General features: G+C 41.3%; 15 protein-coding genes. 7 read left to right on the top strand and 8 right to left on the bottom strand.

Translation table 11 applies throughout. The annotated features are described in order from the left end of the window. The first annotated feature begins 383 nt into the window (after positions 1-383). Positions 384-1658: a peptidoglycan DD-metalloendopeptidase family protein gene (locus tag Q4557_RS05555; protein WP_102440407.1), complete on the top strand. Its 1275-nt coding sequence runs from the start codon at positions 384-386 to the stop codon at positions 1656-1658. Between the two features lie 60 nt (positions 1659-1718). Here the strand turns inward: Q4557_RS05555 and Q4557_RS05550 are convergent, their stop codons facing one another. The 4 genes from Q4557_RS05550 to Q4557_RS05535 all read right to left on the bottom strand — a co-directional run bounded on the left by Q4557_RS05550 (position 1719) and on the right by Q4557_RS05535 (position 4864). Further along, positions 1719-2153, bottom strand: a complete 435-nt coding sequence (locus Q4557_RS05550) for an HNH endonuclease (RefSeq protein ID WP_102440406.1) — start codon at positions 2151-2153, stop codon at positions 1719-1721. A gap of 41 nt (positions 2154-2194) precedes the next feature. Beyond that, positions 2195-2878, bottom strand: a complete 684-nt coding sequence (locus Q4557_RS05545) for a M48 family metallopeptidase (RefSeq protein ID WP_368506488.1) — start codon at positions 2876-2878, stop codon at positions 2195-2197. A 101-nt stretch (positions 2879-2979) separates the two neighbouring features. Further along, positions 2980-3417: a DUF3010 family protein gene (locus Q4557_RS05540; protein WP_102440404.1), complete on the bottom strand. Its 438-nt coding sequence runs from the start codon at positions 3415-3417 to the stop codon at positions 2980-2982. A gap of 79 nt (positions 3418-3496) precedes the next feature. Beyond that, the gene (locus Q4557_RS05535) at positions 3497-4864 is read right to left on the bottom strand and encodes a DEAD/DEAH box helicase (RefSeq protein ID WP_102476081.1); all 1368 of its coding nucleotides are present in this window, start codon (positions 4862-4864) and stop codon (positions 3497-3499) included. A 118-nt stretch (positions 4865-4982) separates the two neighbouring features. Here Q4557_RS05535 and rssA point away from each other — a divergent pair, with 118 nt between their 5' ends. From rssA to Q4557_RS05505, 6 genes are all read left to right on the top strand, one after another. After that, on the top strand, positions 4983-5957 hold the full coding sequence (gene rssA / locus Q4557_RS05530) for a patatin-like phospholipase RssA (RefSeq protein WP_102476082.1): 975 nt from the start codon (positions 4983-4985) through the stop codon (positions 5955-5957). 429 nt (positions 5958-6386) lie between these two features. After that, positions 6387-8507 (top strand): anaerobic ribonucleoside-triphosphate reductase, encoded by a 2121-nt coding sequence (nrdD, locus tag Q4557_RS05525; RefSeq protein WP_102440401.1) that lies wholly within the window; start codon positions 6387-6389, stop codon positions 8505-8507. 146 nt (positions 8508-8653) lie between these two features. Then, on the top strand, positions 8654-9127 hold the full coding sequence (nrdG, locus tag Q4557_RS05520; protein ID WP_303411241.1) for an anaerobic ribonucleoside-triphosphate reductase-activating protein: 474 nt from the start codon (positions 8654-8656) through the stop codon (positions 9125-9127). Between the two features lie 139 nt (positions 9128-9266). Further along, positions 9267-9623 carry a YibL family ribosome-associated protein gene (locus Q4557_RS05515; RefSeq protein ID WP_076540062.1) on the top strand — a complete coding sequence of 119 codons (357 nt, stop codon included), beginning with the start codon at positions 9267-9269 and terminating at the stop codon, positions 9621-9623. 86 nt (positions 9624-9709) lie between these two features. Continuing rightward, positions 9710-10324, top strand: coding sequence for a GTP cyclohydrolase II (ribA, locus tag Q4557_RS05510; RefSeq protein ID WP_076540064.1), 615 nt, complete (start codon positions 9710-9712; stop codon positions 10322-10324). A 28-nt stretch (positions 10325-10352) separates the two neighbouring features. Further along, positions 10353-11219, top strand: a complete 867-nt coding sequence (locus Q4557_RS05505; RefSeq protein ID WP_102476085.1) for a hypothetical protein — start codon at positions 10353-10355, stop codon at positions 11217-11219. Positions 11220-11337: 118 nt separating this feature from the next. On the opposite strand, the gene Q4557_RS05500 is transcribed toward Q4557_RS05505, so the two are convergent. The 4 genes from Q4557_RS05500 to Q4557_RS05485 all read right to left on the bottom strand — a co-directional run bounded on the left by Q4557_RS05500 (position 11338) and on the right by Q4557_RS05485 (position 13368). Beyond that, a complete protein-coding gene (locus Q4557_RS05500; RefSeq protein ID WP_102476086.1) occupies positions 11338-11688 on the bottom strand; it encodes a VF530 family DNA-binding protein in 351 nt (116 codons plus the stop codon). A 114-nt stretch (positions 11689-11802) separates the two neighbouring features. Then, positions 11803-12468, bottom strand: coding sequence for an AAA family ATPase (locus Q4557_RS05495; protein ID WP_303411235.1), 666 nt, complete (start codon positions 12466-12468; stop codon positions 11803-11805). Positions 12469-12510: 42 nt separating this feature from the next. Then, complete coding sequence (locus Q4557_RS05490; RefSeq protein ID WP_102440396.1) at positions 12511-12813, bottom strand: PilZ domain-containing protein; 303 nt, start codon at positions 12811-12813, stop codon at positions 12511-12513. A 147-nt stretch (positions 12814-12960) separates the two neighbouring features. Next, complete coding sequence (locus tag Q4557_RS05485; protein WP_076540074.1) at positions 12961-13368, bottom strand: phosphate-starvation-inducible protein PsiE; 408 nt, start codon at positions 13366-13368, stop codon at positions 12961-12963. Between the last annotated feature and the right edge of the window lie 184 nt (positions 13369-13552).

The following is a 13552-nucleotide window of genomic DNA, read 5'->3' as shown; positions in this document are numbered from 1 at the left end:
GTTAATGCAGCCGCATTAGCCTCATTATTTGCTTTGGGGTAGGGTTATTTTTAGGTCAATAAATTCTAATGATAAATCAACCATGCTGAGTAAAAAGCTGCCATTGTTGCAGCGCTTTTAGGTTAATTAAGCGAGTAATAGATGTAAATTAAAAACATCATGACTGATAACAGTCTTTTCCCATCTCAGTTACTTTCAATTGCCTAGTTCAAAGTTATGCAGGCGTGGTGAGTTTTTATATTTGTATTTGCAGTCTTTTTTGATATAACTCCCCCTTGGTATATAGTACTTAAGCACTCATTAAACTAGTGCTTAAGTATACATTCTTTTATACGTATATTAATACGTGCAGTAGGGCGGACACGAGATTGCTTTCAGCTCAAATGGATAAGCTACAAACGCTGGTTGGTAAAGCGCAAAACTTACCCACATTACATCGAAAATTATTGCTAGCAAGCGTGTTTATTGTCGCGGCGGCATTACTGTGGCCAACCCCGCAAGAATTTGCCTCACAGCGGATCCCTGTTGCCCTTGATATCGAAGCCTTGATCCCACAGGTAGCCAATCATACTCCGGTTGAAATTAGTGAGCCGGTTGCGCCGACATTTGAACGTATTATTGAGCAAGGTGACACCTTAAGTCAGTTATTTGAAATAGCTGGTATTGGTCAACAGACCATGTACAAAGTGCTTGAAGCTGATTTAAATGTACTGGCATTAGATACATTATCGCCGGGTAATCGTATTCGATTTTGGCAAGACGAACAGCAAAAACTAACCAAACTAGAGTTGTATTTTAATCCAGCTTACCAAGTGGTATTTAGCCGTTTTGACGATGGCAGTTACGAGGTTAATGAGGTCAATATAGAAGGCATTTGGCAAAACCGCATTATTAGTGGGGATATCAATGGCTCATTTTATTTATCGGCCCAGCGCTCAGGTTTAACTGCAGCGCAAATACAAACCATAGAAACGCTACTTTCAAGCAAGCTAAATTTCTCCCGTGATTTGCGTGCAGGTGATCAATTTTCAGTATTAATGAATGATCAATTTATTGAAGGCGTATCCACCGGAGCCAGTAAATTAGAAGCAGTGCGTATTGAAACCAGAGGTAGAAATATTAGCGCCTTTCAAAATGTGGATGGTAATTTTTATGATGACAAAGGCCAAGGTCTAGCCAGTGCCTTTCAGCGAATACCGCTGGAAAGGCAGTATCGCTTATCTTCACATTTCAATCCGACCCGTAAGCACCCTGTTACTGGTAGAACCTCGCCACATAACGGTACTGACTTTGCCACTCCTACTGGCACCAGAGTGGTAGCGCCGGGGGATGGTGTGGTGTCAATGGTCACTAATCATCGCTTTGCAGGCAAGTATATTGTGATTGAACACGACAATAATGTTAGAACCCGCTATTTGCATATGTCGAAGTTCTTGGTCAGAAAAGGCCAGCGGGTTAAACGCGGGCAGGTGATTGGCTTATCAGGCAGCACAGGTCGGGTGACGGGACCACATTTACATTATGAGTTTCATGTTAATGGTCGCCCAGTTAACCCAATGAAGGTGAGTATCATTGAAGCCTCGGTATTGCCTAAAAAGCAAATGAACGCCTTTAAGCAACTGGTGAAAACCAAACAAATGATGATGGATTTAGGTTAACCCATTTAATCTTTTTATCGTTAAATTAAAACCACTTTTAATTCGTTTGAAAGTGGTTTTTTATTTGCGCCATTTGGTTTCTGAGTGATTTGATTTACCAAGGTTACATTGATCGCATAACACTTGTAGGTTATCGATATCGAGCGCAAGTTCAGGATATTTGGAGCGAGGTTTGATGTGGTCAACGTGCATGACTGCGCCATGTTGTGGGCTAGTGCCGCAGCACTGACAAACTGAGCCGTACTTTTCAAAAGCGTTTAGACGCAGGCTTAACCATTTTTGAGATGAATAAAAAGATACCGATTTGGGTTCTTCAAATGGGATTAACTCCCAATCATTAAATTCGCATGGCGCCAGATCGGGTCCCATCAAACCCACCGAAAACCCTTTAAGTTGATTATCCTTAAGCCAATTACGAATGGCTTTCATGGCTGCTTTTTCGGTTTTGTATTTTCGAGTGCGACGATTGTCGCCCCTAAAGCTTGCTACATACATTAATACCCTCCTAAGAAAATAGGTTTATGAATATCTTAAGCTTAATAAGGGGCTTTTCCTAGCTCAATACAGGTCAGTAATAAGCGTAAGTCGAATTCCAGCTGGTGGTAATCGCTGGTCATATATTCGCACAGTTGATAAAAAGCTTTGTTGTGATCTTTTTCTTTAAGGTGGGCTAATTCGTGCACCACCACCATTCTCAGTAATGGCTCAGGCACATGGCGTAGTCGTGATGAAATTCGAATTTCATTCTTAGCTTTGACCTTACTGCCTTGTACGCGATTGGCGTAGGTATGTAGGCCTAAGGCTTGATGACTGAGGGTGATTTTGTCGTCAAAAACCACTTTAGAAAGCGGCGCAGACTGTTTTAAGAATTGCTGTTTAAACACCATGGTGTAGTCATAAAGCGCTTTATCAGTGCGTATATCGTGCACACTTGGGTAACGCTTTAATAGCACGGCAGCTAAGCTGTCATTGGCAATATAGCCTTTTACCTGTTCGATGGTTTGGGCTGAATAACCGGCAATGTATTTAAGCTGGGCTGTTTGCTGTTTTTTGGCCTTTACCTCATCACTGGTTACCAGGCTTGCTAGGGCTTGCTTAGCCGCCAGTTTAGTCGCTGTAGCTTGATTAACCGCTTTTACCGTCATTTGCGGCGGCGCACTTGGTCTGACTTTTTTTGATGAAACAGGAGTGGAAAATGAGGCGGATTTTCTTGAATTCATAGGGATATTTATTGCTTACTTTAAGCTTATCAGTAAGCTGCTTTTACCCACAAACAGGCCATAAAGCAGCTTACTCACAAGAAAATCTAATTCAAACTGAGTTAGATTTTGCCATACATGTGGCGGTTTTGCTGAGCGTATGCGGCTTCAAAAGCAGGTAATTGCACACGTTTAAGCTCAAGGGTATCAAGATCGGCTTGTGGCGGATTACGCTTTAGCTCTTCTTTGATAGTCACTGGGCTAATAATCGCTACTGGTAATTCAGTAATTTGAATTGCTGCTTCAAGTTTAAAGCTAGTAGCAGAGCCGGAGAACTTGCCTTTTTGTTCACGTTCAATAATCACGATTTCATCAACTTTGTAATCTTCCATTAATTTATGGAAAGCAAAATGAAATTCACGAATTGATTCTGTTTCAACAGATTTTGAAATGCTGAACGAGATTTGACGACATTCCGGTACGTTGAATGACTCTTTCTCATAATTTAATAAGCTGATGATGGCTTCGCCACCTTTTAATTCTACACCACAAATCTTCATGTTATACCTTACTTAGAGCGAGTTTATTTGGCATGTTGTTGAGCTGTGCTCAAATATGTTCATGCTGTCAAAATTACGGTTATTCTTCGTCACTGACAATTGAATCATCAGTTTCGATAATTTTTGCTGGTTTTGCTTTACGGCGCATTGGTGCGTCACCAATATCAATACCGGTGGCAAAGCGCTTGTCGCGTTTAGGTGCCACTTTTGGCTTCTTGCTAGCGACACGCTTGGCATTACCTGTATTGGCATCAGCTGATTTTGCATTGGCGCTTGATGCCTTAGGCTTGTCTCTTAAGCCTTTAAATTTAGCTTCAAGGCCTGCGATAGTTGAGAAGTCAAAGTTCTTACGTAAGAACACCTGTACTTTCTTAAAGCTATCCCAGTCTTTCGGGCCTACTAATGAAATAGCATCGCCTTTAGCGCCTGCGCGGCCAGTACGGCCAATACGGTGAACATATTCTTCTGCAAACTTTGGCATGTCAAAGTTAATTACTAATGACACATTTAATAAGTCTAACCCGCGAGAAGCAACATCTGTGGTGACTAAAATCTTTTGTTGGCCACGGCTGAATTTGTCCATAATTTGATTACGTGCTGACTGACTTAAGTCACCACTGAGCGCAGCGGTTTCGAGCCCTTCAGCAGACAATAGTTTGGCGAGTCTGTCAGTGTCTGAGCGAGTTGCAGTAAAAATGATCACTTGCTTGTGTTGCTCATGTTTTAAAATATGCTGCAGCAGGGCTTGTTTGTGATCAAGGTGGTCAACTAAAAAGATGCGCTGAACAATATCTTTATGCTCTGCATGCGATGCGCCAATAGCCACATGGCTAGGGGTCTTTAATAATGTTGCGGCGATATCATTGATGTCATCGTGATCTAATGTCGCTGAAAACATCAAGGTTTGTCTGCGCTTATGATCTGCAGCGTCATTAATGGCTTTAAGTTGTGGCGCAAAACCAAGATCTAACATGCGATCGGCTTCATCAAGTACCAGTAACTCTAAGCCATTTAGGTATAAGTGGCGCTGTTGAAGATGATCGGCAATACGCCCAGGTGTTGCCACAATAAAGTGTGGGTCACGAGATAGCGATTTTGCTTGATCGTTAAAGTTCTCGCCACCTAAAATACTAATGGCTTTATATTGGGTATTGGCAACCAGTAAACGTAATTGACCATAGACTTGCTGAGCAAGTTCACGGGTTGGCAATAAAATCAGAACGCGAGGGTCTTTTTTAGAGAGGGCCCTAGTCGATATTACCCGCTGCAAAGCAGGTAATAAAAACGCCAGGGTTTTACCTGAACCGGTTTTAGATGATGCCATTAAATCTTTACCCGCTAGGGCAATTGGCAGGGCTTGCTGCTGAATTTCTGTTGGCTCAGAAATGCCCATATGCTTTAGACTGTCTAGTAAGCGTTTATCTAAAGAAAAATCGGTAAATAACAAAGGTAAATCCCCTAAAAAATGATAGCCAGATATTATAACGTGTAAGCGACTTGATAGCCAACAGCTTAAGCGTAAGATAAGCTACTTAGGTGTGCAAAAATGGTTAAGGGTTTGGTAAATGTCTAAGGCTTCAAAAGAAAATAAATCATCACTTCGTGTTGGGATCGCCCTCGGTAGTGGCGCGGCTAAGGGCTGGGCTCATATTGGGGTGATAAAAGAGCTGGCCGCCATGGGGATCCACCCTGAAAAGATTGCTGGCTGCTCTGTTGGGGCTCTGGTGGGCGCAGCTTATGCTAATGATCATTTAGAAGAGTTACATGAGTGGGTGAGTGGGTTTTCTAGTTGGGATGTTTTAGGCTTAATGGATTTAAGCTGGCGCAAAGGTGGCTTAATCAGTGGTGAAAAAGTATTTGATGTTTTAGCTGGTCGAATAGGCGATCTAAAAATAGAGCAATTGCAAAAGCCGTTTGCGGCAGTGGCGACCGATTTATATTCTGGCCAAGAAATTTGGTTCAAAGAAGGCGATTTACGTCATGCGGTAAGAGCCTCGTGTTCAATGCCGGGCTTTTTACCCCCAGTACAATTGCATGATCGCTGGTTAGTGGATGGCGCAGTGGTAAACCCTGTGCCAGTGTCAATGTGCCGCACCATGGACGTTGATGTAGTGATTGCAGTGGACTTAAATGGTCACCGCCGTAATAGTATGCATATGTTGCCTCAACAAATGACCAGTTGTGCGCCCACTGAAATTGAAAAGCAATTAGTGGCCAAAGAGCCAGAGTCGGCGTTTATGGATCTGCTAGGTAAAGGTAAAGAGTATATAAATAGTTTTTCAGAAAAGTTTTCCACAAGCACGAAATCTCACCCTGGGATGATTGCGGTGATGTCGCAATCAATGGATATTTTGGAGCAGCGCCATAAACGCGCCAGATTAATGGGCGATCCACCGGATGTGTGTTTAGTGCCACAGCTTGCTGATATCGGTACCATGGAGTTTCATCGTGCTGATGAAGCGATAGAAGCAGGCCGTCAATCTGTGCGCCAATCTGCGCATTTAATTTATGCAGCCCTTGGTATTAGCCCAAATGATTAACGCCAATTAAAGCGCTTTGCTTTAATCATACTGATTTTTAACGGTTGAAATGACCTGTTTAAGCATCAATATACCAGTATAAATCTGTGATAACTATTTGTATAAATCTGTGATAACTATTTGTATAAATCTGCGATAACTATTCGTATAAGCCTGCAATTACCAGTTTAAATCTGTAATAAATAGCAATCTATTTATAGGCGTTTCAGCACTCAGTAGCTGCTTTTTATAACCTGGTCAAGTTCAACTTTTCTAAATAGTGTTGAGCTTGGCAGTAATTTTTTTCATTTTGTTCCCCTTCATCAAAACATGATCTAGATCATGGATTTTTAGTGCCTATTATTGCCTAATGCACCATATATTGTGTTTGTTGATAATTATGTGTGGATATATAGTGTTTATATCCTGTGCATAAAAGGAGTAAAAGTAATGCCTGTAGTAATTAAAAGGGACGGTTGTCGTACTCTATTTGATGAGTCGCGGATCAAGGATGCCATTGTTGCAGCAATGGAAACTGCTACAGGTAGTGCTGATGAAGACTATGCTTCAACAGTCGCTTGTGTGATTAGAGATCAAGTTGCTAACGATGAAGAAGTTGAGATCCATCATTTACAAGCTTTAGTTGAAAACTTATTAATGGAAGGTCCTCATAAAGAGGTTGCGCGTCATTATATTGAGTATCGTCACGACCGTGATATTTGCCGTGAAGCCAAAAGTAAATTGAACTGCGAAATTCGTGGTTTGGTTGAACAAAGCGACGCGTCGATTTTAAATGAAAATGCCAATAAAGACGCTAAAGTTATTCCAACTCAACGGGATTTACTTGCTGGCATCGTGGCCAAACATTATGCCAAGTCGCATCTATTGCCAAAAGATATTGTTGCTGCACATGAGTCAGGTCAACTGCATTATCACGACTTAGACTATGCACCATTCTTCCCAATGTTTAACTGCATGCTAATTGATTTAGCAGGCATGTTAACCCATGGCTTTAAAATGGGTAATGCTGAAATTGATACCCCTAAATCAATTTCAACTGCGACTGCAGTAACTGCGCAAATTATTGCCCAAGTGGCTAGCCATATCTATGGCGGCACCACCATTAACCGCATTGATGAAGTATTAGCTGAGTTCGTTCAAAAGAGCTATCAAAAGCAGTTGGTTATCGGTAAAGAGTGGGGCGTAGCAGATGTTGAAGCCTTTGCCATGGCGCAAACTGAAAAAGAATGTTACGACGCATTCCAGTCTTTAGAATATGAAGTAAATACCCTTCATACCGCCAATGGCCAAACGCCATTTGTGACCTTTGGTTTTGGCTTAGGCTCGTGCTGGGAAGCGCGTTTAATTCAAAAGTCGATTCTTAAAGTACGTATGGCAGGTCTAGGTAAAAACCGTAAAACAGCGGTATTCCCAAAACTGGTTTTTGCTATTCGTGATGGCCTAAATCATAAAGCTGCTGATGCTAACTACGATGTGAAGAAGTTAGCATTAGAGTGTGCCACCATGCGCATGTATCCAGATATTCTTAATTATGAACAAGTTGAACGCGTTACTGGTTCATTTAAAACGCCAATGGGTTGTCGTTCATTCTTAGGAACTTATGAAGAAAATGGTGAGTTAATTCATGAAGGGCGTAACAACTTAGGTGTTGTCAGCTTAAACTTACCTAGAATCGCCATTGAAGCCAAGGGCGACGAAACCGCTTTCTTTGCCTTATTAGAACAGAGAATGACACTCGCTCGTAAAGCACTCGATACCCGTATTGCCCGCTTAGTGGGTGTAAAAGCGCGTGTTGCACCAATCCTATATATGGAAGGTGCTTGTGGTGTTCGTTTAAATGCAGATGATGATGTGTCTGAAATCTTTAAAAATGGCCGCGCGTCAATCTCATTAGGCTACATTGGCTTACATGAAACCATTAATGCACTTTATGGTACTGATGAGCACGTGTTTGATAGCGAGCTGTTACGCACTAAAGCCATTGAAATTATCTCAGTGATGAAGCGCGCGACTGAAGCGTGGAAACAAGAAACAGGTTATGGCTTTAGCCTATACAGCACCCCAAGTGAAAACTTATGTAGTCGTTTTTGCCAGCTAGATGCCAAAGAGTTTGGTGTGGTTGCAGGGGTTACTGATAAAGGTTACTACACTAACAGTTTCCATTTAGACGTCGAAAAGAAAGTCAATCCATACGATAAAATTGAGTTTGAATTACCGTACCCAGAAATCACCAATGGTGGCTTTATTTGTTACGGTGAGTTCCCGAACATGCAGCACAATATTGAAGCATTAGAAAACGTCTGGGATTACAGTTACACCAGAGTGCCTTATTACGGTACCAATACCCCAATCGATGAATGTTATGACTGTGGTTACGTTGGTGAGTTTAACTGTACCAGTAAAGGTTTTGTGTGCCCTAAATGTGGCAACCATGAGCCAAGCCGTGTGTCGGTAACCCGTCGTGTATGTGGTTATCTAGGCAGCCCTGATGCAAGACCATTTAACTATGGTAAGCAAGAAGAAGTTAAACGCCGCGTTAAGCATTTATAAATAGCAAATTCATGAAGTTAGCAAAGCTAATTCCGTGATTAACCCAACAAGGCGCTTTAAGCGCCTTGTTTTGGTTTGGCCTTAGTGATGCAAATAGGTTTACAGCGTGAGTGTTTACGCGACAATGAGCAGTAAGAGAAGTGATTATGAATTACCATCAGTATTTTCCTATCGATGTGATCAACGGCCCAGGTACCCGCGCGACCTTGTTTGTTTCAGGTTGTGAGCATCAATGCCGTGGTTGTTATAATCAGTCTACTTGGGATCCTCGTTCAGGCCATGAATTTAGCCAAATGATGGAAGATCAAATTATTGCTGATTTAAATGATACTCGTATCAAGCGCCGTGGTTTATCACTTTCTGGTGGCGACCCATTATTCCCAGCTAATCTCGACAGCATTTTGTCTTTGGTTAAACGGGTAAAACAACAATGCCAAGATAAAGACATTTGGCTATGGAGTGGCTACAAGCTCGATCAAATGTCCCTCAAACAACTGCAAGTATTAGACTATGTAGATGTGTTAGTGGATGGCAAGTTCGAGCAAGATTTAGCGGATCCCAGTTTGAAGTGGCGTGGTAGCAGTAATCAAATTATTCATGATTTAGTTCAAATAGATTAACCATAAGCTGCTGTGGATAATGTGTTTCGTCTAACGAACTGTTATACTTCGCCTCCGTAAACGTGTTGGATTGATACAAGTGCTGTGTTTGAGCATGTTATTGTGTCAGTGGCACAATGTTGAAATTTAAGGTAACACAATGAATTTAAAAGAAGAACTGCAAGCATTAAACGATAAAGCAGAAAAGTTTCGCCGTAAACTTGCTGCTGCACAAGCCCGTGAAGATAAAGCGGTTATCATGCAGTTTAAAAAAGAGATCGCGACAGTAACAAAACGTATTGCAAGTTTGAAAAATCAGCAATCACGTCAATTAAACAAAGCCGGTAAAGATGTAAAAGAACTAAAATTTAGTCGTGTGCTGACCAAAGCGGAACAAGCAGACATGGGTAAATTAAAAAAATCAGTTAAAGGATTAGTTGTTGTACATCCAATGACTGCGCTTGGCCGCGAAATGAATATTAAAGCAGTAACTGGTTTTGCCCCAGCAAAATTCTAATCCAGTTTATCCCTATTAGTTATGACGTAAGTCAGTTGCATGGATGATGAGACTCATAAATTGAGCGTTGTCTGAAAGGTTGGTCAATGTCGATTAAATATATCGCCACTTCTAAGTTACCTACGCCTTGGGGCGTATTTGCAATGCATGGTTTTGAAGATACCGAAACCGGTAAAGAACATGTTGCGCTAACGTTTGGTGAGCTAAATGCTAATGAGCCAATGTTAGGTCGTATTCACTCTGAATGTTTAACCGGTGATGCCTTGTTTAGTTTGCGTTGTGATTGTGGTTTTCAGCTGCAAACTGCAATGCAAAATATTGCTGAATTAGGCCAAGGTTTTATTCTTTATTTAAGACAAGAAGGCCGTGGCATTGGTTTACTGAATAAAATCCGAGCCTACGAACTGCAAGATCAAGGCGCCAATACTGTTGAAGCTAACGAACGTTTAGGTTTTGAAGCTGATATGCGTAAGTACGATATGATTGAACCTATGTTAGCTCAAATTGGTGTTAGCAAAGTGAAGTTAATGACCAATAATCCACGTAAAGTGAAGGCCATGCAGGCAGTTGGCATTGAAGTGAGCGAAAGAGTTCCATTGCAAGTGGGCAAAAACCGTTACAATGAAGCATATTTAAAAACCAAATCAACCGAGTTAGGTCATATGATGACAGAACACCATTTTATTGATGACAATAAATAACACTTGACGAAATAGCGTAGATTAAATCATGTTACTGAGTTGGTTTACTGGTTTTAAAGCAAATCAATTTCCATTATATAAAAGCGCTGTAATAGCTATTGCAGCGCTTTTTGTTGTTCAACCTTGTCAGGCTCAATTTGATGCTGACAACCCCGATCTTTCCCATTACGCTTTTGCAAATTATATTGGCAGCGGGATTTATCGCGCTTCTGGCCAGAGCGCTGCAGTGGCCAATATTCCTTTCGCATTTGATATTGAACAGGCCGATGATCACCTGCTGACCCTAAGGTTGCCAGTTTCATTGGGCTTTTTTAATTACTCTTTTAGTGACTTGCCAGAAGGTGAACTACCCGATGGTGTCGGCACTATGACCATAACCCCAGGGATTGAGTACAAATGGTTTTATGACGAGCAGCTCACCCTAGAAACCTATTTAGATTTGGGCTACGGGCATAACTTTTCAAATTCCAGTAATGTGGGGATTTTCTCTACTGGTTTTTCAGCGTTATATGAATTGGCACAACCCAAATATAATCCGGTGTGGGTTAACCGAATTTATTATGCTGGCTATAAAAGCAGTATCAATGACAGCTCTGATGGCTATTCTGTATTGCAATCTGGCATTGATTTTGGCTTAAATCAACGCTGGGATTGGGGTGAGTATACCGTTGAGCCACGCTTGTTTGTAGCGGGGCGCTGGTATTTCGATAAACTTAAGTTTGTTACCCCAGTGCAAGAAAATGTGCTTACGCAATATTCCTATGAAGTGGGAGTGACATTAGCCTTGTCTAAGCCGTTAGGTTGGGGATGGTTCAGTACAGACCGATTTGGTATGAGTTATCAAACTGATGGGGAGTTACAGGTGTGGCGATTAATTTTTGAATTCCCTATGTAGTTTCATCGGTTACAAAAAAGCCTGATGGTTTAACTAAACTATCAGGCTTTTTTGTATTATTTACCGAATAAACAGGTAGTTAGAGGTTTGTTTCAGACCGCTTGTTTATCAATGGTGTTTATTTGCCCCAAATATCAGCATTAACACCTGCAGTGCATTTATTATTTTGCGCTTTGGACACAGGTTTGGCACCCGAGCCTTGATGAGCCTTTGTCGTTGATTTTGCTGCATCATAAACTTTAGGAGCAGGCAAAGGCAGCTTGTTGGTTTTTAGCCATAAGTATTCAACTTTATCACGGGCCCATTCGGTTTTTCTTAAAAACTTGAGGCTGGATTTAACACTTGGATTATCTTGAAAACAGCGAATATTAATGCGGCTGCCTAATTCTTCCCAGCCATACTTTTCCACTAATTCAGTGACAATAGTTTCTAATTTAATTCCATGAAGAGGATTGTTTGCTTGAGTCATGTACGCAGCTTAATTTACCAATTTGCCGACATTATAACATTGGCTTGCTGATGACGTTAGTGCTGAAATGTTTCAGTGCTAAGTTAACCACACTGAAACTTCAGCATATCAGACCTAAAACTCGAAGCTATTATCTGGTGGAATGGCAAAAAGCTCTTCGGCTATGGCGCGAATTTCTACTGCTGCTTTACCTTCAGGGCCAATCTCAAGCACTGACGAGCCACTTTCTTCGCTGTCATCATAAATATTACGATTGAAGGTAATGGCATTTAGCGCTTTTAAGCCAAATGATTGCACTACTTCCTTGGCCTCTAAAATACGCTTAAATTGCGATGGCAGAGCAGGGCATTGACTGACGACTATTGCAGCCACCATTTTTGGGTTGACCATTTTACAGGTGCTTAGCATGTCCTCCATGTGTGGAAGCGTTTTTAAATCACGTCTTTTGGGCCTAAGCGGAATGAGTACGTAAGTGGCGACTGACATCGCTGCGCGCATGGCAAGGTTATCTTGACCACCGCAATCGACAATAACGTATTCAAAGCGCTCATTAAGACTAAGTAAGTCATTACGGATTTTGCCGTATAATTGAATGCAATTAATGGGTTTTAAACTGGGGTGTTCATTTCTAGCTTGGATCCAATCTGAGGTGGTTTTTTGCGGGTCACAATCAACCATCAATACACTGGCATTGAAGGTTTCGGTTACATATACAGCGAGGTTTTGCGCTAAACAACTTTTGCCACTACCACCTTTTTCGCCGCCGACTAATATAATCATAGTATCACCTTAATGTTAAAGATATTGCACTGCTTTAAGCGTTTAAAGCAACTGCATGGCAATATGATAACTCTGTGGATTTGACTCAAGGCAACGACATACTTGGCCTTTGATGGTATTTTGTTTGTCAGTGTTATGGTTGAAGGTGACTGCGATTAAGTCGCCTAAGGCAAACGGCGCTTTATAGTCGATTAAAATTCCTTTACGGGCTAAATCGATACAAATGCCAGCATCTTCCTGGGGCTGGCCATTAGCGTCAATCCAATGCAATAAAACTCGCTCGGCTTCCATATCGACTCTTAAAGAAGCTCTTTTTTCTTCAAACCCTATAGGCTCATTTGACATAACCTTATCGCTCCCTGTTTGCTTAATCCATCATAAGTATTAGTCATTATTAGTGATAGTAATCAACATCGTTAAAAAAAGCGATAAGTAAGTCACTTATCGCTTTATTTGTTGATATAAATTAACAAAGGTGTCTACTCTGTGAGCTTAGTCGAAATCTTTGCTTTTAGGGTAGGGCAGTTTCAGTTGTCCCCAGCGAATGACAATGACCGTGGCTGCTAGCACAATCGTTGAAACAGAAATCGCCAGTATGCGCCAGTCATCCATATCTTTCATATCAAGAATTAAGTAACGGGCCAGTGCCACAATAGCAATATAAAGTGGCATGCGGATAGGTAGCTTACCTGACTCGAGGTAATTGACCACCATGGCTAAGACTTCAAGATAAATGAAGAGTAGTAGCAAATCGGCAAGTTCTACGGTTCTAATATCGAACATATGCATCACCTCTTCGCCAATGGCAAAGACGGTCGCAAGAGAAATAATGAAAAGAACGATATGTTCGACGCCTTTAAGGCTTTTAACACCTATTTGGCGGAGTATAGGGAGTGGCATGATTATTACATCTCTTATTATAAATTTGATTGATAATTCAGTATATTCTGCTAAATGGAATAATACTGAGTGATCTAGTTCAAATAATATAAATTTATCCCAATATCATCACTATTTAGCAGTGCCATTGAAGGCTAAAGAACTGCAGATACAAAAAAGCCGCCATAAAAGGCGGCTTTTGGCG

The organism is Shewanella sp. 5_MG-2023 (genome assembly GCF_030547465.1).
Taxonomy (GTDB): Bacteria; Pseudomonadota; Gammaproteobacteria; order Enterobacterales; family Shewanellaceae; genus Shewanella.
Note: the sequence above shows the minus strand (reverse complement) of the source record. Positions and strands in the feature narration are given on the sequence as shown.

Excerpts from the sequence above, each read along its gene's own strand:
- Q4557_RS05550 (WP_102440406.1), bottom strand. The coding sequence starts at position 2,153 with ATGTATGTAGCAAGCTTTAGGGGCGACAATCGTCGCACTCGAAAATAC.
- Q4557_RS05485 (WP_076540074.1), bottom strand. The coding sequence starts at position 13,368 with ATGCCACTCCCTATACTCCGCCAAATAGGTGTTAAAAGCCTTAAAGGC.
- Q4557_RS05490 (WP_102440396.1), bottom strand. The coding sequence starts at position 12,813 with ATGTCAAATGAGCCTATAGGGTTTGAAGAAAAAAGAGCTTCTTTAAGA.
- ribA (WP_076540064.1), top strand. The coding sequence starts at position 9,710 with ATGTCGATTAAATATATCGCCACTTCTAAGTTACCTACGCCTTGGGGC.
- Q4557_RS05540 (WP_102440404.1), bottom strand. The coding sequence starts at position 3,417 with ATGAAGATTTGTGGTGTAGAATTAAAAGGTGGCGAAGCCATCATCAGC.
- Q4557_RS05545 (WP_368506488.1), bottom strand. The coding sequence starts at position 2,878 with ATGAATTCAAGAAAATCCGCCTCATTTTCCACTCCTGTTTCATCAAAA.
- Q4557_RS05505 (WP_102476085.1), top strand. The coding sequence starts at position 10,353 with ATGTTACTGAGTTGGTTTACTGGTTTTAAAGCAAATCAATTTCCATTA.
- rssA (WP_102476082.1), top strand. The coding sequence starts at position 4,983 with ATGTCTAAGGCTTCAAAAGAAAATAAATCATCACTTCGTGTTGGGATC.
- nrdG (WP_303411241.1), top strand. The coding sequence starts at position 8,654 with ATGAATTACCATCAGTATTTTCCTATCGATGTGATCAACGGCCCAGGT.
- Q4557_RS05500 (WP_102476086.1), bottom strand. The coding sequence starts at position 11,688 with ATGACTCAAGCAAACAATCCTCTTCATGGAATTAAATTAGAAACTATT.
- Q4557_RS05555 (WP_102440407.1), top strand. The coding sequence starts at position 384 with ATGGATAAGCTACAAACGCTGGTTGGTAAAGCGCAAAACTTACCCACA.
- Q4557_RS05495 (WP_303411235.1), bottom strand. The coding sequence starts at position 12,468 with ATGATTATATTAGTCGGCGGCGAAAAAGGTGGTAGTGGCAAAAGTTGT.
- nrdD (WP_102440401.1), top strand. The coding sequence starts at position 6,387 with ATGCCTGTAGTAATTAAAAGGGACGGTTGTCGTACTCTATTTGATGAG.
- Q4557_RS05515 (WP_076540062.1), top strand. The coding sequence starts at position 9,267 with ATGAATTTAAAAGAAGAACTGCAAGCATTAAACGATAAAGCAGAAAAG.